Origin of the sequence: Embleya sp. NPDC050154 (genome assembly GCF_044460165.1) — a bacterium.
In the GTDB taxonomy this organism is placed as follows: Bacteria; Actinomycetota; Actinomycetes; order Streptomycetales; family Streptomycetaceae; genus Embleya.
The window spans coordinates 628,982-648,709 of the sequence record NZ_JBITJP010000001.1; the positions used below are offsets into that span (position 1 = coordinate 628,982).

At 72.1% G+C, this 19,728-nt stretch carries 18 protein-coding genes; 6 read left to right on the top strand and 12 right to left on the bottom strand.

The genetic code is table 11. The features are described from left to right. Positions 1-566: 566 nt before the first annotated feature. Positions 567-2,063, bottom strand: a complete 1,497-nt coding sequence (locus ACIBSV_RS02935; protein ID WP_395859125.1) for an ice-binding family protein — start codon at positions 2,061-2,063, stop codon at positions 567-569. 739 nt (positions 2,064-2,802) lie between these two features. On the opposite strand from ACIBSV_RS02935, the gene ACIBSV_RS02940 reads away from it, so the two are divergent. Continuing rightward, positions 2,803-3,708 carry an NAD(P)-dependent oxidoreductase gene (locus ACIBSV_RS02940; RefSeq protein ID WP_395859126.1) on the top strand — a complete coding sequence of 302 codons (906 nt, stop codon included), beginning with the start codon at positions 2,803-2,805 and terminating at the stop codon, positions 3,706-3,708. Beyond that, a complete protein-coding gene (locus ACIBSV_RS02945; RefSeq protein ID WP_395859127.1) occupies positions 3,705-4,763 on the top strand; it encodes a hypothetical protein in 1,059 nt (352 codons plus the stop codon). The genes ACIBSV_RS02940 and ACIBSV_RS02945 overlap by 4 nt, the downstream gene beginning before the upstream one ends. A gap of 19 nt (positions 4,764-4,782) precedes the next feature. On the opposite strand, the gene ACIBSV_RS02950 is transcribed toward ACIBSV_RS02945, so the two are convergent. The 4 genes from ACIBSV_RS02950 to ACIBSV_RS02965 all read right to left on the bottom strand — a co-directional run bounded on the left by ACIBSV_RS02950 (position 4,783) and on the right by ACIBSV_RS02965 (position 6,893). After that, positions 4,783-4,986 carry a hypothetical protein gene (locus ACIBSV_RS02950; protein ID WP_395859128.1) on the bottom strand — a complete coding sequence of 68 codons (204 nt, stop codon included), beginning with the start codon at positions 4,984-4,986 and terminating at the stop codon, positions 4,783-4,785. A 274-nt stretch (positions 4,987-5,260) separates the two neighbouring features. Then, a complete protein-coding gene (locus ACIBSV_RS02955) occupies positions 5,261-6,235 on the bottom strand; it encodes an NAD(P)-dependent alcohol dehydrogenase (protein ID WP_395859129.1) in 975 nt (324 codons plus the stop codon). After that, positions 6,232-6,471: a helix-turn-helix transcriptional regulator gene (locus tag ACIBSV_RS02960; RefSeq protein ID WP_395859130.1), complete on the bottom strand. Its 240-nt coding sequence runs from the start codon at positions 6,469-6,471 to the stop codon at positions 6,232-6,234. Before ACIBSV_RS02960 ends, ACIBSV_RS02955 begins: the two co-directional genes overlap by 4 nt. After that, positions 6,465-6,893, bottom strand: coding sequence for a hypothetical protein (locus tag ACIBSV_RS02965; RefSeq protein WP_395859131.1), 429 nt, complete (start codon positions 6,891-6,893; stop codon positions 6,465-6,467). The genes ACIBSV_RS02960 and ACIBSV_RS02965 overlap by 7 nt, the downstream gene beginning before the upstream one ends. A 247-nt stretch (positions 6,894-7,140) precedes the next feature. Between ACIBSV_RS02965 and ACIBSV_RS02970 the strand changes: the two genes are divergently transcribed. Further along, positions 7,141-7,839: a tetratricopeptide repeat protein gene (locus tag ACIBSV_RS02970; RefSeq protein ID WP_395859132.1), complete on the top strand. Its 699-nt coding sequence runs from the start codon at positions 7,141-7,143 to the stop codon at positions 7,837-7,839. A gap of 54 nt (positions 7,840-7,893) precedes the next feature. After that, on the top strand, positions 7,894-9,051 hold the full coding sequence (locus tag ACIBSV_RS02975; protein ID WP_395859133.1) for an amidohydrolase family protein: 1,158 nt from the start codon (positions 7,894-7,896) through the stop codon (positions 9,049-9,051). A gap of 138 nt (positions 9,052-9,189) precedes the next feature. On the opposite strand, the gene ACIBSV_RS02980 is transcribed toward ACIBSV_RS02975, so the two are convergent. Further along, positions 9,190-10,449: an MFS transporter gene (locus ACIBSV_RS02980; RefSeq protein WP_395859134.1), complete on the bottom strand. Its 1,260-nt coding sequence runs from the start codon at positions 10,447-10,449 to the stop codon at positions 9,190-9,192. A 70-nt stretch (positions 10,450-10,519) separates the two neighbouring features. Here ACIBSV_RS02980 and ACIBSV_RS02985 point away from each other — a divergent pair, with 70 nt between their 5' ends. Then, complete coding sequence (locus ACIBSV_RS02985) at positions 10,520-11,203, top strand: MarR family winged helix-turn-helix transcriptional regulator (RefSeq protein WP_395859135.1); 684 nt, start codon at positions 10,520-10,522, stop codon at positions 11,201-11,203. 186 nt (positions 11,204-11,389) lie between these two features. Here the strand turns inward: ACIBSV_RS02985 and ACIBSV_RS02990 are convergent, their stop codons facing one another. From ACIBSV_RS02990 to ACIBSV_RS03010, 5 genes are all read right to left on the bottom strand, one after another. Next, positions 11,390-12,547, bottom strand: a complete 1,158-nt coding sequence (locus tag ACIBSV_RS02990) for a methyltransferase (protein ID WP_395859136.1) — start codon at positions 12,545-12,547, stop codon at positions 11,390-11,392. A 186-nt stretch (positions 12,548-12,733) separates the two neighbouring features. Next, on the bottom strand, positions 12,734-13,873 hold the full coding sequence (locus tag ACIBSV_RS02995) for a glycerate kinase (RefSeq protein WP_395859137.1): 1,140 nt from the start codon (positions 13,871-13,873) through the stop codon (positions 12,734-12,736). 258 nt (positions 13,874-14,131) lie between these two features. Then, positions 14,132-15,010 (bottom strand): sugar phosphate isomerase/epimerase family protein, encoded by an 879-nt coding sequence (locus tag ACIBSV_RS03000; protein WP_395859326.1) that lies wholly within the window; start codon positions 15,008-15,010, stop codon positions 14,132-14,134. A 50-nt stretch (positions 15,011-15,060) separates the two neighbouring features. Beyond that, a complete protein-coding gene (locus tag ACIBSV_RS03005; protein ID WP_395859138.1) occupies positions 15,061-16,233 on the bottom strand; it encodes a dihydrodipicolinate synthase family protein in 1,173 nt (390 codons plus the stop codon). Continuing rightward, positions 16,230-17,402: a Gfo/Idh/MocA family protein gene (locus tag ACIBSV_RS03010; RefSeq protein ID WP_395859139.1), complete on the bottom strand. Its 1,173-nt coding sequence runs from the start codon at positions 17,400-17,402 to the stop codon at positions 16,230-16,232. Before ACIBSV_RS03010 ends, ACIBSV_RS03005 begins: the two co-directional genes overlap by 4 nt. A 327-nt stretch (positions 17,403-17,729) precedes the next feature. Here ACIBSV_RS03010 and ACIBSV_RS03015 point away from each other — a divergent pair, with 327 nt between their 5' ends. Next, positions 17,730-18,800, top strand: a complete 1,071-nt coding sequence (locus ACIBSV_RS03015; protein ID WP_395859140.1) for a LacI family DNA-binding transcriptional regulator — start codon at positions 17,730-17,732, stop codon at positions 18,798-18,800. A gap of 186 nt (positions 18,801-18,986) precedes the next feature. On the opposite strand, the gene ACIBSV_RS03020 is transcribed toward ACIBSV_RS03015, so the two are convergent. Beyond that, positions 18,987-19,493 carry a DinB family protein gene (locus tag ACIBSV_RS03020; RefSeq protein ID WP_395859141.1) on the bottom strand — a complete coding sequence of 169 codons (507 nt, stop codon included), beginning with the start codon at positions 19,491-19,493 and terminating at the stop codon, positions 18,987-18,989. Between the last annotated feature and the right edge of the window lie 235 nt (positions 19,494-19,728).

The window sequence follows — 19,728 nt, forward strand, 5'->3', positions numbered from 1 at the left end:
GGAGTGTTTCGGGCGGGGGAGCCGTGGACGACAAGGTGAAGGCTGCGGCGAGGAGGAGCCTGAAGCGCACCGTGCGCGTGGCTCGTCCGAACTCCGAGGTCGAGCGGCCGACATCGTCGGCCGGACGGCCGTGATCGAGGTCGCGCCGATCGACTCTCCAGGGTCGAGACGGCGCGCATCGCCGGGGGAGCGCGTCGCGATCGTGCCGATCGGGAGTGGATGTTGTCGTGCGTCTGCGGGTTCTTGCTCCGGCTTGGGGACGCCCCGGCTGCATCTTCCGGAGCCGGGACGACCCGCTACGCAGCGTACTGGATCGATGACCGAAAAAGTTCCCAATGAGTCGTGAATCGATCAAGGGTTCCGGGGCTTTGTTGCACTCTGCCTCGCGAACGTCAGGGGAGCGCGGTCGGCTTCGGCGCGCTCGGTGAGCCGTCCGTGGCCGCTGGGGTCGGGTGAGTCGTGCATGGATGGTTCGAGACGCGATCCGCCCCCGTCCGCGGTCGTTGCACGACGCGGGCGGGGGCGGATGTCCGTGGCGGTGTGGGCCTCACCGCCGGATCACTCTTTTATGCGTCAAGGCCTCCCGATTCGGTGTGTTGGGCGCGCCGCTTGCGCTGGTGGATCAGGACGAGGGCGCCCAGGGCCAGCATCGCGGCACCGATGCCGGCCATCAGGCCGACGAAGTTGTTCGAACCGGTGGCCGCCAACTGTGCGTGGCTTCCGGGTGCGGGCGAGCCCTGCGGGGCCTGCGCGTTCGCGGCGTCACCGCGGTGGTGTCCGGGGCCACCGTTACCGGGTGCCTGGGATTCCGCCGCGTTGGTCGGTCGCTGGGCGCCGTGACCGGGTGCATCGGATCCGGGTGCGTGGGTGGGTCGCTGGGGGCCGTGACCGGGTCCATGGGATCCGGCTCCATGGGTGGGTCGGTGGGAGCCGGTCGGACCACCCGACGCGGACGGGCTGGAAGTGCCGGGACCAGCCGGACCCGACGGGCCTGCCGGTCCTGCCGGGCCGGCGGGGCCTGCCGGTCCTGCCGGACCTGACGGGCCCGCAGGTCCTGCCGGACCCGGGGAACCGGGTGCACCGGGAGAGCCAGGCGCACCCGGGGAGCCGGGCGCGCCGGGGGAGCCGGGTGCGCCGGGGGAGCCGGGCGCGCCGGGGGAGCCGGGTGCACCCGGGGAGCCGGGCGCGCCGGGGGAGCCGGGTGCGCCGGGGGAGCCGGGCGCGCCGGGAGAACCAGGTGCGCCGGGGGAGCCGGGCGCGCCGGGAGAGCCGGGTGCACCCGGGGAACCGGGTGCCCCCGGAGAGCCGGGCGCTCCGGGAGAGCCGGACGGTCCGGGCGGGCCGCTGGGTCCGGGAGGTCCGCTCGGTCCGGGCGGCCCGCTCGGGCCGATGATGCAGGACGGCTTGGTGATGACGTTGGTGTCCAGGGTGGTCGAGCCATTGCGGGCGAGGGCTCGGCCTTCGATGGTCGATCCGGTGGTGACCGAGATGGAGGTCAACGCCATGATCGTGCCCTTGAAGGTGGTGTTCGTCCCGAGCGTGGCCGAACTGCCGACCTGCCAGAAGACGTTGCACGCCTGGGCGCCGTTGATGAGCGCGACGGTACTGGCGGACCCGGTGATCAGGGTGGACGCGATCTGGAAGATGAAGACCGCGTTGGGGTCCCCCTGCGCGTCGAGGGTGACGGTTCCGGTGAGGCCGAGGGGTCCGGTGGAGTTGTAGACGCCGGAGACCAGGGTCAGGCCGACAAGGTCTCCCGCGACGCTCGCCGTGGGGGCTCGCCCGGCGGCGTCGTTGTAGGCGATGGTCAGGTCCGCCTGTGGTCCGGCCGCTGCGGCGGCCGTGGTGATGGTGCCGTTGGTGACGAGCCCCGGCGGAAAGCCGACGACCGCGCTGCCCGGGCTGACGCCCAGGTTCCCGCTGATGACACTGGGGCCGGTGTTGGTGACGGTCTGCCCGCCCAGCACGGCGTAACTGTCCGCGGTCCCCAGGTTGACCGTGGCGGTCGCCGCGCGTGCGCCGGGCGCTATCGACACGAGAGCAGCCGAAGCCAGTAGCACCATCCCGAGAATGATCGCCGCCACCGCCGCGGATCGGGAATGCCTCGGTTCTCGGAAGCCCGTGGAACGGGCACCATCGATTGCCATGAACTGGGCCTTTCGCGTACTCGGTCGCCGTCGAACAGCCGGGCGGCAGACGTGTTCCGGGTGGGGGACTGCCGAAGGCGTCGGGGCGACGAGGGTGGGCGAACGCGTCGTCTCGCAGGACGTACGGACGCGCTCACCCGGGGACAAAGGGCGTAAATCGTCACAATTCACCGCCCAATGTCCGCAATGAGATCATCCGCCGATCACATTTACCGGGAGTCAAACGGGTGGTTTTGTGCGATTCCCCGAACGCCGCGTCCCGGCGGCCCACAACGGCCCCGTGCGCATGTCGACGGGCGGCTCTCGACGTGTCGCAACGCGGATCGACGGGCGCGTGTGTGCTCGGCCGCCGTGCGGGCCGGCTTCGACCGGATTCCGGAGCCGCGAAGCGCCGGTCCGAGGCCGCGCCCGAACGGCACGGTGTCGAGCGCGGGTGTCCACGCCGGTGCGGGGGCCTCGTCGTGGGGGATGCCACGAAACGCTGTGTCGCAGGTTGTCGGGCGCCGGTCGAACGTTCGGTTCGAACACGTCTCGCCGGTGCGACCGTTCCCTGGGCTACGGGCGGCTGAGCGGTCCGCGCCGCCTTGGAGAGCTGCTCTCCTCCGGTAATCGCGGGGCGTCGTCCGACGCCACCCGTCCCGGGTTAAGGCATCCCATGTCTCGCATCACCGTCATCGGCGGCACCGGCCATGCCGGTTCGGCCATCGTCGCGGAGGCCGCCGCCAGCGGTCACCGGGTCGCCGCACCGAGCCGCTCACTCCCCGACACGCCGATCCCGAACGTGACCCATGTCCAGGACGACGCCACCGACGAAGCAACGCTCTCGGCGGCCATCGAGGGAGCGGACGTCGTCGTGGCCGCACTCGCCCCACGCGGCCCGCCGGCCGCCGGCTTCCGCGACGTCCACCGCACCATCGCGCGTCCGGCCGACGCCGCGGGCATACCCCTGTTCGTCGTAGTCGGCTACTCGTCGCTGCGCCCCGCGCCCGGCGCGGATCGCTTCGTCACCCGACCTCGGCCACATCCCGCAGAGCTTCACGACGAGATCCGCGCCGGGGCGGCGCTCGTCATCGACGACCTCCCGGCCACGCCCGCCACCCTCGAGCGGGTCTTCGTGAGCCCGGCGCTCGGATTCGGCGCACGCATGCTGAACGACTCGCCGTTATCGGCTCGGCGACGACGTCGCGGTCCAGCCCGAGGACGGCGGCGCGATCTCCGCCGCGGACTACGCATTCGGGTGTGTCGACCTGATCGAGAAAGGCGACCACCACAGGACACAGGTCAACCTCGGCCACTGAGCGGACAACGGCCTCTGTGCGGGACCGGCTCGACCACCGGGGACATCAGTGCTGCTCCACGCCATCGCCTGGCACCGCAACGGCCGAAGCCGGCCCACCTTCGGACGGGGCGGCCCTGTTCGCGGTCTCCCCGTCGGGCCCGGCCGGGCCCGGAGAGCACCCGGCGGCTTGCTCCGGACCGAGTGCTCCACCCCGGCCGGTGCGGGTTCGCTTCCGGCTTGCGCGCGGAAGTGGCAGTGCGGGTGGCTACATTGCGCGGATGATCTCTCGTGAACGTGCTTTGTATCAGGCGGTCGACCGACTCGAGCATGCCCTGGGGGAGCAGGACGAAGCCCTGTTGAACAATGCCTTCGGGCAGTTGCGCGACGCCTTCGAGAACGCGCAGCCGAAGGACTCGGCCGAGGTGGGTCCGCGACTTGCGGGCGCGCTGTCGCGGACCCCCATGGGAGCGGAGGCGATTCTTGCCGTCATGATCGGTGCCTGCGTGGAGAACGGCGCGGATCTGGCGGCGTGTTCGGGGCCGGTTCTCGCCGGGGTGCGGGACGCGCTGCGCAACGTCGCGGGTTTTCCGGTGCTGTGGGAGGAGGCGGTCGGCGGCGACCTGCCCGAACGGGACCATCTGGCCCTGGGTGAGGTGCTCGGCCGGGTCGCGGAGGCGACGGGCGGGCTGGACGAGGCGAAGTTCGCGGCGGTGTCCGCGTGGATGCAGTTGCCGCTGTGGGAGATGGCGGCCGTTGCGATGCTCTCGCGCGAGGCGATACGTCGGGCCGTGCAGGCCGATGGGACGCTGGTCGCGCTCGCCGAGGAGATCGCGCTCGGCGACGCCGACCTCAAGTGCCTGCGCTACCTGCTCAAGATGTTCGACGACGAGCCGTTGGTCGTGCTGCATCGGCCCACCGGGACGGGATATCGCCTGCGCGTCACCCGCGTCGGCGACAACTTCCAACTGCACACGCTGATCGCGCACGTCCTCATCGCAGGCGGCCACATCCCGGGCGACCCGCCGTCCGCCGAGGCGGTCGCGGTGTGCCGGGACGCCGCGTTCGAGCCGGCGCCGCACACGACCGGCGTGTTCAACCTCAGTGGTGTCGACGGCGGGTGGATCTGGAACGAGGGTTGTCCCGCCGACATCCCGGTCGTGGACGGCGAGCGCGTGCTCGTACTGGACCCACCGGCGTACGAACGTTCGTGGCGAGCCGGCCGGTTCTATCCGGGCATCACCGGCGACGTCACCCTCGAAGCGACCCTGGACCGCACCGAGTCCGAGGCGTACCTGGCCAAGGTGGCCCCTCCACGCACCTGGCCGGACGGCGACTAGGAAGCGTCCGCACGCCGCATCACCACGTGTCGAGCCGCCGGATGCCGAGGGTCTGCGTGGTGGCGGCGCGGATTTTGCCGTCGGGGCTGGTGGCGATGCAGGTGACGGGGGCGTCGGTGGCGGTGGTCGGGACGTTGGTGCTCCGGCCGGAGCGGGTGTCCCACAGGGTGACCGTGCCCTCCTTGAAACCTCCCGCGAGGGTGTCGCCCGGACCGCGTGACATCAGACGCGGGGCCGGTGAGGGGTTTGGCGGCCGTGCGGTAGTTCTGCCACTGCGCCTCGGAGGACAGGATTGCGAGCGGGCCCAACACATCCGTGACGCGATGGTCCGGCGAAGTAGTCAGGCTCGTGGGCCATGCTTCGACCGGTTGAATCCGGAGCGTCGACAACCTCGCTGCTTGCCCGCCGCCGGTGTCGGCTGCCGGATCGTCTCCACAGCGCCTGTTCCTGTCGCCGGACAAGCCCCGGGGCGCGCCACGCCATGGCGCGCCCGATGCTCACACCATCGTGATGGCGACCTTGCCGCGTGCGTGGCCCTTGTGGATGTACTCGATCGCTTGCGGGATCTCGTCGAAGGTATACGTTCGGTCGATCACCGGCGTGAGCTTGCCCGCCTCGATCAGTGTCCGCAATGTACGCAGATCCTCGGCACTTTCGACCTGGACCAGGCCGCGCAGCCGATGCCGGATGAACGGGGTCAGCACGAGTGCGCGCAGGACGCGGTCGACGCCGCCGAACCAGCGGCCCTTGGTTTCGCTGCCGACGATGACGAGTGTGCCCGTGCGGGAGAGCGCCCGGCGGAGGCGGTTCAGTGAGCGATGGCCCGCGATGTCAAGGATCAGGTCGTACCGGTGCGTCCCATCCGTGAAGTCCTCGCGCGTGTAGTCGATCACCTCGTCCGCGCCGAGCGCGCGCACCAGTTCCAGCTTTCCGGTGCTGCACAGGCCGGTGACGTGCGCGCCGAACTCCTTGGCCAGTTGCACCGCGTACGTGCCGATGCCGCCGGCCGCGCCGACGATCAGGACGCGTTGCCCGGAGCGGACCCGCCCGCTGTCGCGGAGCCCCTGGAGCGCGGTGAGGGCGGAGGTCGGTACGGTCGCCGCTGCGGTGAGGTCGAGGTTCACCGGCTTCGGCGCGAGCTTGGTCTGCGGGGTGCACGCGTACTCGGCGAAGGAACCCTGACACGTGCCGAACACCTCTTCGCCCGGCCGGAATCCGGTCACGTTCCGCCCGACCTCCTCGACCAGACCGGCGACGTCCATGCCCCGAACGCGCACCTTGGGCGCGCGTAAACCGAAACCGGTGAGGCGGAGCAGGTACGGCAAGCCCGTCATGAGGTGCCAGACGCCGGGATCGACCCCCGCCGCGTGCACCCGGACCAGCACGTCGTCGTCGCCGACGACGGGTCGGTCGATGTCGTCGAGTCGCAGTACATCGAGCGGCCCGTACGTGTCCTGAACGAACGCCTTCACGGCATCTCCCCTGCATCGTCCGGGTATTGGAAAACCTCGTCGAGCGGAACCCCGAAGGCGCGGGCGATCACGAACGCCATTTCCAGGGACGGGGAATAGCGGCCCTGCTCGATGGCGATCACGGTCTGCCGGGTGACGCCCACACGCTCGGCCAGTTCGGCCTGGGTCATCTCGCCGTGGGCGAAGCGCAGGGCGCGGATCGTGTTGGTGACCCTGGTCGGCGGCTTCTTCACCACGATGGAAGGCCCCAGCGGTAGGCGGCGATCCTGGCTCCGGAATCGAGAATCGCGGAAAGCACGAACGCCAGGTAGATGGTGTTGGCGATCCAGAAGTGGTCCCACTCGGCGAGCGCCATCCCCAGCGCCGCCACCGCGCCGACGACGACGAGGGATTGGCCTGCGTGTTCACCGAACCGGCCGATCTCCCGGTCGCGTTGGTCCTTCCGGTTGGCGCCCTCGGGGGTGACGATCGAGACCACGATGTGCAGCACGATCGCCGCCAGGATCGCGGCCCCGATCGTCCACAGCAGAGTGGACGCGTACGAGACCTCCGCTAGCGGGGTGTTGCCCGCTCTCCCGAGGACGACGGCGAGATAGGTCGCGTAGGCGCCGACCGTGACGAACACCATGATCCACGCGCGCTTCTCTTCGAACGCCACGGTGGCTCCTCGGTCGCGCGAAGTGAACATGCGTCAATGTAAAGCAGCGATGACATCATGTCTAGTTTTCTTTACATCGGCCTCCGGTCCCCGACGCGCGGCGCGATTCGGGCGCAAATCCCACCGGAGGCCGGCCCGAACCTGGTCGCCGCACTAGACTCGCGGCTCGGATTCGGGCGGGGGCACGCCGTTTCGCGGTGCTGCGCGGCGTCCGATGGGGTGCGGGACGTGGGCAGTTGGAGCGACGATGAGCGCAGACGAACGCACCGACCGGATCGACCGGATCGACCGGATCGACCGGGCCAGGCTCCTCTACGAACGATCGGTCTTCGGCGGTGACCGGAACGCACTGCCCGCCGCCGATCGCGAACTCGACGCCGTAGAGGCGGACTTGGCCCTGGCCCGAGGGCGCGTGGCGCACGCGCGCCACCTGCGCCATCGCGGCGCCGAGGACCCCGAGGAACTGGCCCTGTTCGAGCGGGCCGTGGAGCTCTACCGCCTGCTCGGCGACGTGCGCGGCGAGGGCGAGGCGCTGTTCTGGGTCGGCACGTTCCACCAGGTCGTCCGGAGCGACCACGCGAGCGCGCTGCCCGCGCTCGAACGATCCCTCGAACTCGCCACGGCCGTCGAGGACCGGCTGACCATGTCGTACGCCCTGCGGCACCTGGGCATCGCCGCGCACATCGCGGGACGGCTGGACACGGCCCGGGTGCGGCTGGAGGAGTCGGTACGGCTGCGCCGCGAGTTGGGCTTTCTGCCCGGCGTCGCGGCGAACCTGGTCGGGCTGGCGTACATCGCGGCCGGCCAGGATCGCCGCGACGACGCGCTGGCGCTGGTCGAGGAGGCGGCCGCGATCGTCGCGGCCACCGGTGCCGACGGCATCCTGCCCTCGGTGGAGGAGGCCCGCAGGGACCTGGCGGGCGACGACCTCCCTCGCCCGCTCTGAACCCGCTCGTCCCCGGCCTCCGCAACGACCTTGCCGAAGGGGCAGGATGGGCGGATGGGACGTGTGGTGTTGCGCGCGGGTTCAGTGTTGGATGTGCGGTCCGGAGAGGTCGGCCCGGCCGACGTCGTGATCGAGGGCGAGCGGATCGTGGCCGTCGGGAGCGGCCTGGACGGTGACGAAGTGGTCGACTGTGCCGATCAGTTGGTGGTCCCCGGGTTCATCGACTGTCATACGCACGTGTGTCTGGGGCAGACCATTCGGAATCCGTTCGGACTGCCCCGGTCGGTGCGGCCGTTGTCGGCGGTGCCGGTGCTGCGGACCCTGTTGCAGCTCGGCGTGACGACCATACGCGACGCGTGGGGAGCCGACGCGGGTCTGCGGATGGCGATCGAGCGGGGATGGGTCGCGGGACCGCACGTGCTGATCAGCGTGCGGCAGGTGTGTACCACCGGCGGGATCGGGGACCACTGGGCTCCCCGGGTGGGTGCGGTGGACTTCTTCGAGGACCCGTCCATGCCCGATCCGGTCTTCGACGGAGCGGATGCGGCACGGGCCGTGGTGCGGCGCATGGTGCGGGCCGGGGCGGACTGGATCAAGGCCACGCCGTCCGGATCCATGACCCTGGGGCGCGGGGTGCACGACGTACAGTTCACGCCCGAGGAGATGGCCGCCCTGGTCGACGAGGCCGCCCGGCTCGGCGGGCGTCGCGTCATGGTGCACGCGCACGGGGCGCGGGCGGCGGAATCGGCGGCGCGCGCGGGTGCGGGCAGCATCGAACACGGCACCTATCTGGACGAGGCGGCCGTGGGCGCGATGGCCGAGCACGGGACCTGGCTCGTGCCGACCCTGTCGTGTACGCAGACCGACCCCGCGGGCGCTCCCGACGGCGCGGCCGAGGCCCATCGCCACGCGGTCCGCCTGGCGATCGACGCGGGTGTGCCGATCGCCATGGGCAGCGACAGTCCGGTCCGCCCGTACGCCGAGGTGCTCCGCGAGATCGAGCACCTGTCCCGGTGCGGTCTCGGTCCCGCCGGCGCCTTCCGCGCGGCCACCCACGACGCGGCGCGGCTGCTCGGCCTCGCCGACGACCGGGGCGAGATCGCCGTCGGCAAACGCGCCGACCTGGTCCTGCTCGCCGGCACCGACCTCGACCCGACCGACCTCGACCACCGCATCCGAGGCGTCTGGCACGACGGAACCAGGGCCCGCTGACCCGACCCGACCCGACCGCACCCGCACCGCCATCGGCGCGGCACGGTCCGGGCGATTCACCGCCCCCGGGGCCGTTGTCGCGCCGTCGGACAAGGCGCGACCCCGGGACCGGGACAAGCGCATTTGGCGCGGGCCGGCTCACGCGGAGCCGGGTTCGGCGACGCTCGCCGGGTTCGCGGCCCCCGGCGCGGGCGTGCTTCCCGGCGCGGGCGCGGCTTCCGACGCGGGCGGCAGCGCGCGTACGTCCGGCAACAGCAGCAACGCCCCGTTCGTGGCGGCCACCAGCACCGCGCCGATCAGCAGTGGGGTGGCGCTGCCGATCGCCGCCGCGACGGGAGCGGCGACGGCCAGGCCCAGCGGGCGGGCGGCGAAGGAGATCAGCGAGTCGAACGAGCCGACCCGACCGAGTGCCTCCTGCGGGATCCGGCGCTGGATCGTGGTCTCCCACAGTGGGCTCAGCACGCCGAGGCCGAACATGCCGACGAAGTACGCGGCGGTGACGACCACCATCGGTGCGCGCAGCCCGAAGGCGGCGAGTGGGAGCGCGTACACGGCGGCGCCGATCGACGTGGCCACCAGTGGGCGGCGGATCGGCAACCGGGTGGAGATCAGCACGCCGAGCAGGAGGCCGGCGGTGCCGACCTGGGCGATGATCACCCAGGAGCGGTCGCCGCCGAGTCGGTCGACCGCGATCATCGGGCCGAGGGTGAGCAGGAAGCCGGCCGCCAAGTGCCATACGCCGTGCGCGAAGACGTTGGCCAGGAACCACGGGTGGCGCCGAGTCTCCACCCAACCCGCGCGCAACTCGCCCAGGAACGGCTCCCGTTCGTCCGAACGCTCGATGCGCCGCGGGCGCAGGCCGCCGAACGTGGCGGCCGAACCGAGGAACAGCAGGCCGGTCAGCAGCGAGGACCAGCCGGCCCCGACCGCGAGGATCAGGCCGCCGGCGGCAGCGGGTGCCGCCACCTGTGCGAGGCCCTGCGCGACGCCGAGCCGGGCGTTCGTACGCAGCCGCTCCGGCTCGGGTACCACCGCGACCACCAGCGTGCGGATCGCCGAAGTGCCGAACGCGACGGCGGCGCCGGTGAGCGCTGACAGCACCGCCAGATCCGCGATCCGTACCGGGCCGGCGAGCAACTCGGCGCCGATCGCCAGCTGGGCGCCGGCGCGGACCAGATCGGCGGTGAGAATCACCCGCTGCGGCGGGAATCGGTCGGCGATCACACCCGCGACCGGGAGCAGGAGCAACATCGGCAGCAGTTCGCAGGCCAGGACCAGGCCCAGGTCGGTGCTCGAACCGGTGTGCACGAGAGCCAGGGTCAGGGTGATCGGAATCAGGGCGGTCGCCAGGGCGGCGAAGGTGCGGCCGAGCAGGAGCCGGCGCGTGGCAGGGGTCATGGCAGCCGAATGTATTTCGTCAGCAAATCATTCGTCAACGAATTACTAGTCGGCATAGCATACTGACCGCATGCATGGAGACGGCCGCGAACACGGCGAAGGCCGCGAACACGGCGAGAGTCGGGAGCACGGCGAGGGCCGGCAACACGGCGAAGGCCGCGAACACGGCGGGGACCGCGAACCCGCGGACCGCGGACCCGGACGGGCACGCGGCGGCTGCGAGTGCGGACGGGGCCGGCCCGAGGTCGCGGCTGCTATCGAGGTCGAGGACTCCGTCGACCGGCACATCGCGCGGTGGCGGCACAAGGCGCCGTTCGACGAGCGCGTCGAGGGCATCGTCACCCGGATCCAGATGCTGACCAAGCACCTCGGGCAGGTCAAGGGACGCGCCCTGGCCGAGGTCGGTCTCCAGGCGTTCGAGTTCGACACGCTGCACCGACTGGCCTCGCGCGGCGCGCCGTACCGGGCCACGCCGTCCGAACTGGCCACGGAGCTGATGGTGTCGCCGGCGGGGATCACCGGCCGGCTGGACACGCTCGAGGAGGCCGGTTCGATCCGCCGCATCCGCGGCACCGAGGACCGCCGCCGGGTCGACGTCGAGCTCACCGAGTCCGGCCGCGCCCGCTGGACGGCCGCGACGAAACTGCTCGACGGCGCCGAGCGCGCCATGGTCGAGCCGTTGGACGAGATCGATCAGGACGAACTGATCGCCCTGCTGAAGCGCATGCTGCTCCGGGTGGAGAACCCCGCCTGAGGTACGCCGGCAGGCGCGCTGGGACACCCGACATGCCCGGGCCCGCGGAGCACCGGACCAGCCCGAACCCGCACGACACCGGACCCGCACGACACCGGACCGGCCGGCCGCGCGCGGAAACCCGGTCCGGTCGACGCGCACGAACCTCGCGCGCGTGACCGCAACCGTCGCCGCACGCGCCTCCCGCTACTTCTTGACCGCCCGCAGCACCACGAACTTCGGGTCGCTCGCCACGATGTCGCAGTTGCCGAACAGCCGGCGCAACTTCACGTGATAGCCGAGGTGCCGGTTGCCGATCACCCACAATTCGCCGCCCGGGCGCAGCGCGGTACGCGAGCCGGCGAACATCCGCCACGAGATCGCCTCGGTGGTGGCCCGATGGGTGTGGAACGGCGGGTTGTTCAGTACCAGGTCGACACTCTCGGCCGGTACGTCCGTCAAGCCGTCGCCCACCACGAACTCGGCACCCGCGTCCGAACCCAGGTTCTCCTGGAAGGTGGCCCGCGCCGAGGCCACGGCCTGATGCGACTCGTCGACGAACAGCACGTCCGAGCGCGGATTGGCCAGCATCGCCGCCGTTCCCACCACACCGTTGCCGCAGCCCAGGTCCACCACCCGGTCGCGTCCGGTGCGGCGCGGGAGGTTGCGCAGCAGGAAGCGGGTACCGATGTCGAGCCGGTCGCCGCAGAAGATGCCCGCGTGGTTGGTGACCACGATCCCGGACCCCGCGCCGACGTCGCCGGGCAGCGCGTAGCTGCGCGGCCACGGGCTCGCGGTACGCGGGAGCGAGGGGTCGGGGGTGGCGAAGATCAGCCGGGCCTTGCGTACCGCCAACGACGTGCGGGTCGGGCCGATGATGCGCTCGAACAGCTTGAGCGTGGAGGTGTGGATCTCGGTGGTCATGCCGGTGCCGACCACGACCGTGTCCGCGTGCACGCCCGGCGCGAGCCGGTGCAACTGGTCCTCCAGCAGCGCCAGGTTCTTCGGGACCCGGACGATCAGGACGTCGACGCGCTCCGGCGGCGCGTCCCGGGTGGACAGCAGCCGCACCCAGTCCGGATCCGCCTCGTTGCGCGCCAGGTTCGCCCGGGTGGCCTCCTGGGCGAGGAACGAGTCGCTGATCTGCACGGGCCGGGACTCGGCCAGCGCGGTGGCCAGCGCTCCCCAGCGGTCACCCACCACCACGACGTTGCCGGACAGATCCGTCGGCTTGTCGTCGTCGATCCCGGCGAGGTGCCGAAGCACGTACTCGTCGGCCGCGTCCCACGCGCGCAGCAGATCGCGGGAATCCTCGGGATAACGGGTGAGCTCGAACTCGCCGGAAGGCGCAGAGAAACGGTTCATTGTCCACTCAGCCTAGCCGGACCCCGACCCACCGGGCCCCGCGCCGGTGGGCGCCGGGTGGCCCACGGGGTGGCGGAGCGGGTGCGGCCGGTGACCACCAGGTTCGCGCCCCTGCCCGTGGCCCCGGCTCCGCGCGGGCGGGTACGTGCCGGCCCGGCGTTTGTGACGTGTGCCCCGATCGGAGTGTCAGGGCCGGTCGAGGGGATCCCGGCGGGTCCGCGCCGCCCGGTCGGCGTCGAAGCGGCCGGCCATGGTGGCGCCGGCCAGACGGAGCCAGTGCGCGGCGTCGGTCTGGGCCGCCGTCGCCGACCCGGCGAGCCGGGTCAGGTCGGCGGATGTGCTGACGCCGGCGGGGAGGGGTGCGGCGATCGAGCCGGCGACCAGGGCCACCGGGACGCCGGTGCCGCGGCGGGCGAGGTCGAGGACCGCGCCGACCACCTTCCCGTGCGTGGAGGTGGCGTCGAAGCGGCCCTCGCCGGTGATGACCAGATCCGCGTCGGCGAGTGCGGCGGGCAGCCCCGCGAGTTCGGCGACGCGTGGGGCGCCGGGGACGATGGCGGCGTTCCAGGCGGTGGCCAAACCGTACGCGGTACCGCCGGCGGCACCGGCGCCGGGCGCGGCCGGGGTGCCGCCGAGGAGCGTTGCCAGGCGGGCGAGTCCGGCGTCCAGTTCGGCGATCTCGCGGGCGGACGCGCCCTTTTGCGGACCGAAGACGGCGGCGGCGCCGGTGGGGCCCAGCAGTGGATTGGTGACGTCGGTGAGGATCTGGACGCCGCCGGGTGGGGGCGTCGCCAGACGCGTCGAGTCGATCGCCGCGAGACGGGCCAAAGATCCTCCCCCGTAAGGGAGTTCCTTGCCGTCGCAGTCGCGGAAGCGGGCTCCGAGGGCGGCCAGTACGCCGGTTCCGCCATCGGTCGAGGCCGAGCCGCCCACCGCGACGACCAGGGCGGACACGCCGGCCCCCAGCGCGGCGGCGAGCACCGTGCCGAGGCCGGCGGTGTGCGCGCGCATCGCATCGGGAGCGGCCATCAGCGGCAACCCCGACACGGCGGCCAACTCGACGACACCCGTGCCGTCCGGCAGACGCAACCAGGCGGTGTCCACGGGCCGCCCGTCCGGGCCGGGCGCCCCGAGCACCGGTACCCGGACGGCGCCCGGCACGGCCCGCGCCATCGCGTCGAGCGTGCCCTCACCGCCGTCGGCCAACGGCAACGCGACGATGTCGTCGCCGGGCCGCCCCCGCGACCACCCCTCACCCAAGGCAGCCGCGGCCGCCTCGGCACCGATGGTGCCCTTGAACGCATCGGGAGCAATGACGATCCGCATGGCGGTTCCACCTTCTCGGTCGCTGATCGTTGCGGGTCGTTGCCGGCGGCTTCCCGGCCGTTCGGGTCGTACGGGGTCGTTCCCGACCGCTCCCGACTGTTCCGGACCGCTACCGACGGCTCCCGACCGTTGCTGGATCGGTCGGGTGGCCGAGACGGCACGACCACGGCCGAGCCGCGAGCCCGGTGGCGGGTGCGGCCGGCCGGGCCGGGGGATGGCCGGCCGCGGTCACGGATGTCGGTTCGAGGACGCGCGGCGTCAGCCGAGGATCTCCGTGACGTAGCGCCGCTTGAGTGTGTCCACGACCGCGTCGCCGGGCGCGGCCCAGACGTCCGCGTTGAAGATCTCCACCTCGATGTCGCCGACGTAACCGGCCGCCTCGACCGCGGCTGCCATCGACCGGAAGTCGATCACGCCGTCGCCCATCATGCCTCGCGCGAGCAGGTTGTCCGCCGGAAGCGGCAACACCCAGTCGCAGACCTGGAACGAGGCGATCCGCTCGCCGGCCCGGGCGATGGCGGCCGGGAGGTAGGGGTCCCACCACACGTGGAACGCGTCGACCACCACGCCCACCTGCCCGACCGGATGCGGCTCGGCGAGGTCGATCGCCTGGTCGAGCGTGGAGAGCACCGCGCGGTCGGCGCAGTACATCGGGTGCAGCGGCTCCAGCGCGAGCCGGACACCGTGCGCACCCGCGTACGGGGCGAGTTCGGCCAGCGCCTCGGCGACCCGCTCCCGCGCGCCGGGCAGATCCCGGTCGCCGGCGGGCAGTCCGCCGACGACCAGGACCAGGCACGCCGCCTCCAGCGCCGCGGCCTCCTCGATCGCCCGTCGGTTGTCGGCGATCGCCTCGGCCCGCGCGACCGGCTCACGCGCCGTCAGGAACCCGCCCCGGCACAGCGACGACACCCGCAATCCGGCCTCTCGGACGAGCTTCGCCGATTCGGCGAGACCGGCGTCGGCGACCTTGTCCCGCCACAATCCGATGGCGGGCAACCCCGCCCGTACACAACCCTCCACGGCCTCGCGCAACGACCACTCGCGCGTTGTCCACTGGTTCAGCGACAGCCGCGCGATGCGTGGGTCGCCGGGGCCGGGAGTGGGCGTACCGGCGGGAGTTCCGCTCGGTACGTCCAGCGCCCTCGCGTCGACGCTTCCGTCGGTGCTCACGTCGGTGCTTCCGGGCCTCACGCGTCCACCCCCGCCACCGCGAGCAGCGCCCGCATCCGTGCGGCCGCCGCGTCGGCGTCCGGCAGCAGGCCCGCCGCGTCGGCGAGGCGATAGGCCTGGGCCAAGTGCGGTAGCGAGCGGGCCGATTGGGCACCGGCGACCATGGTGAAGGCGCTCTGGTGCCCGGTGAGCCAGGCGAGGAAGACGATGCCGGTCTTGTAGTGGTACGTGGGGGCGGCGAACAGGTGGCGCGACAGCGGGACCGTCGGCGCGAGGAGCGCGTCGTACCCGGCCGTGTCGCCCGCGTCCAGTGCGCGCAGCGCGCCGGCCGCGACCGGGGCGATCGCGTCGAAGATGCCGAGCAGGGCATGGCTGAAGTGCCGGTCGTCGCCCCGGATCAGCTCCGGATAGTGGAAGTCGTCGCCGGTGTACAGCCGTACGCCCGGCGGCAGTTCGGCGCGCAGCCGGATCTCGTGCTCGCGGTCGAGCAACGAGACCTTGACCCCGTCGACGCGGTCCGCGTGCTCGCGCACCAGTTCCAGGAACACCTCGGTCGCCGCGTTCACGTCGGCCGATCCCCAGTAGCCGGCCAGTGCCGGGTCGAACACCTCACCGAGCCAGTGCAGTACGACGGGGCGGCGCACCTGCCGCAGCAGCGTGTCGTACACCCGGCGATAGTCCTGGGCCCCGCGCGCGGCCGCGGCCAGTTGACGGCTCGCCATCAGCACGACCTTGGCGCCCGATTCCTCGACCGTCGCGATCTGTTCGGTGTAGGCCTCGACGACCTGATCGATGCTCAGGCGCGTCCCGGCGTGGTCGGTACCCGCGCCGCACGCGAGCAGGGCGTAGGGATCGCCGACCGTGGCGGCCTCGGCCGCGCTGCGTCGGATCAGTTCGGCGGTGGCCGACCAGTCCAGGCCCATGTTGCGTTGTGCGGTGTCCATCGCGTCCGCGACGGCGAAGCCGTGCGACCACAGGTGGTGACGGAAGGCGAGGGTGGCGTCCCAGTCCAACACGGCCGGTCGGCCCGGAGTGTTGTCCGCGAGCGGGTCGGCCACGACGTGCGCGGCGGCGTACGCGGTGCGGTCGCGGAAGGCCGCGCCGCCGGGGGCCGCGCCGAGGTAGTTCCCGGTCGGCTCGTACGGCTCCAGCGTGCCGGCGGCGGTGGGCAGCAACAGCCGGGCGGTCATGCGGACTTCCCGTCCAGCACCGGCAGTTCCACCCGGCGGCCCTCGGCCGAGGAGCGCAGTCCGCACTCGGCCAACTGCACGCCGCGCGCGCCGGCGAGGAAATCGAAGGCGAACGGCTCGTCCGAGACCACGTGCCGAACGAAGTCCTCCCACTGCACCTTGAAGCCGTTGTCGAAGCCGCCGTCACCCGTGTTGTCCGGCACCTCCTGCCACTGGTCGCGGAACGGCTCGGTGACCGGAAGGTCGGGATTCCACACCGGAGTCGGCGTTGCCGAGCGGTGCTGGACCCGGCAACGACGCAGCCCCGCGACCGCGCTGCCCTCGGTGCCGTCGACCTGGAACTCCACCAGTTCGTCACGGTTGACCCGCACCGCCCAGGACGAGTTGATCTGCGCGACGATCCCGCCCGCGAGCTCGAAGATGCCGTAGGCGGCGTCGTCGGCGGTCGCCGGGTACTCGCGCCCGCGCTCGTCCCATCGGGTGGGTATGTGTGTGACGGCCTTCGCGGTGACGGCCTCGACCCGGCCGAACAGGTTCTCCAGCACATAGGACCAGTGGCAGAACATGTCCACGACGATGCCGCCGCCGTCCTGGGCACGGTAGTTCCAGCTCGGCCGCTGTGCGGGCTGCCAGTCGCCCTCGAACACCCAGTAGCCGAACTCGCCGCGTACCGAGAGGATTCGGCCGAAGAAGCCGCCCTCGATCAGCCGGCGCAGCTTGAGCAGGCCGGGCAGGAACAGCTTGTCCTGCACGACGCCGTGCTTGACCCCGGCGGCGTCGGCGGCCCGGGCCAGGTCGAGTGCGCCGGTGAGCGTCTCGGCGGTCGGCTTCTCGGTGTACACGTGCTTGCCCGCCGCGATCGCCGCGTGGATCGCCTTCTCGCGCGCCGTGGTCACCTGCGCGTCGAAGTAGATCGTGTTGGCCGGGTCCGCCAACGCCGTATCCAAGTTCGTCGTCCACGCGCCGCTCAGGCCGTGCCGGTCGGCGATCGCGCGCAGCTTCTCCGCGTCCCGGCCCACCAGCACCGGTTCGAGCCGGACCCGGGATCCGTCGGCGAGCGCGACCCCGCCCTGGTCGCGGATGGCCAGGATCGAGCGGACCAGATGCTGGCGGTAGCCCATTCGGCCGGTGACGCCGTTCATCACGACGCCGAGGGTGTGGGTGGTCATGGGGGCCTCTCGGAAGCGGGGGTGAAGCGGGGCGGACAGGGACGAGCAGCGGCGCTACGACCGGAGCCGGGTGGGCCGTGTTCCGGCGAGCCGGATGCGGTCGGGTTCGGGTCGGACGCGGGTCACCCGAGCCCGACTGTGGGCTCGGCCGAGCCCGGGTGCGCCGATTTCTGCTGTGCTCTCGGTATCAAGTGTGGGAAAGCGCTTTCCCGTAAGTTAGAGCGAGGAGACGATGGGGTCAAGGGAACAAAGGCATCATGCCGTCCATGAGTGGCCCTGGCGCCGGAACAGGTTGGGTATGCGCGTTCCGCTCGCTACTCTGGGCCCATGCCGACTCCGACCTCCGACGCGCCCGCGGCCCGCCCGGCGGGCCCCGTCACCCTCCAGCAGGTGGCCGAGCGCGCCGGGGTGTCCTCGGCCACCGCCTCCCGTGCCCTGCACGGCAGCAACGGCACCCGGATCGTGGGCGAGGAACTGCGCCGACGCGTCCTCGACGCGGCTCGCGAACTGCGCTACGTCTCCAACGCCCCCGCCCAGGCCCTGGCCCGTTCGACGACCACCGTGGTCGGCGTGGTCGTGCACGACGTGGCCGACCCCTATTTCGCCGCCATCGCGGCCGGCGCGATGGGCGTCGCCCGCGAGCACGGTCTGCTCGTGATGCTGGCAGCCACGTTCCGCGACCCCGAACTCGAACTCGACTACCTGGCCCGACTGCGTGCCCAACGCGCCCGTGCGGTGGTATTGGCCGGGAGCGGCTTCGCCGATCGCGACTTCACCCGGCGCCTGGCCACCGAGGTGGACGCCTACCGTGCCGACGGGGGCCACGTGGTCGCCGTCGGGGCGCACGGGATCGACTCGGACACGGTCCGCCCGGCCAACCGGGCCGGCGCCGCGCTCGCGGTGCGACACCTGTACGAGCTCGGCCACCGCCGGTTCGGCATCGTCTCGGGCCCGCGCGCGCTGACCAGCGTGCGCGACCGCCTGGACGGCGCCCGGCGGCAACTGCGCTCCCTGGGCGTGACGTTGCCCCCGACGCACGTGGTCGACGGCGGCTTCACCCGGGAGGAGGCCCGAGCCGCCACCCGCGCGCTGATGGCCCGCGCGCCCGAACCGACCGCGATCGTCGTCCTCAACGACGTGATGGCCGCCGGCGTGCTCAATGCGCTTCGCGACGACCTGGGCCTGCGCGTACCCGACCAGGTCTCGGTGGTCGGCTTCGACGACCTCCCCTTCGCCGCCGACCTCAACCCGCCACTGACCACGATCCGCCTGCCCCTCGCCGACATCGGCGCCCGCGCGATGGACATGATCCTCACCGGCCCGACCATCGACCCCCGCACCATCGACCTCGACGCGGAACTCGTGATCCGCGCCAGCACGGCAACGTCACCGCGCTAGCCCCTGTCCGGCGGCTCCTGGTGGGTCCGCGCCGCCTGGCACCGCGCCTCGGCGCACCGGAGAGGCAGCCGAATGGAACCACTGTGCGGCTGCTTCTCCGGCGCGCCGATGCACGGCATCCGCCCTTCGGGCTCCTCGCTGCGCTCACGACGCGGCCCGATCCACCAGGAGCCGCCGGACAGGGGGCTAGCCGGCGGTCGTGCCGTCGAGCATCTCGCGCAGGATGTCCAGGTGGCCGTTGTGGCGGGCCGTCTCCTCGGTGAGGTGCAGGAGGATCCAGCGCAGGTCGACATGGAGACCGTCGCGGATGGCTCCCTCGGCCCGGGTGTCCAGGCTGTTCCCGGCGACCGGTTCGCGGTAGCGGGCGCTCTGTTCGGCGTATTCGTCGAGCAACCGCGTGAGCGGGAAGTCGACGGCGATACGCATCTCGCGGTCGGGGTCCTCATCGGTCCAGGGACCCCGGTCCTCCTCGCCGAGGAAGACCACCTGGAACCAGTGGTACTCCACCCAGCGGAGGTGGTTGATCAATCCGCTCATGGTCATCAGCGGTGAGCCCGGCAGGAGCGCCTTGCGGGCGTTCTCCGCAGAGATGCCATCGCACTTGGCGCGGGCGGTGGCACGGGTGTAGTCGAGAAACGTGGTGAGCCGCGTGCGCTCGTCCCACGCGGGCGGCGTGTCGTCGATTCGGGTCATTGCGCGAAGCGTCCCCGATCACCGCGACCGATGTCGAGGTATTTGGCGGCGGGCCCAACCTGCGCCGGCCGGCTCCATGTCCGGCGGATCGCTACAGCGATTCAGCGCTGGTGAGCCGCCCGGCATGATCCGCCGGACGGGGCCCAGGCGTCACGACGATGTCGCCGCGGCCGGCGGACTCGTCCCTGCCGCGTCGGCCTCTCCCGCGCCCGTGCTGCCCGGGTGCCTCCTTTTC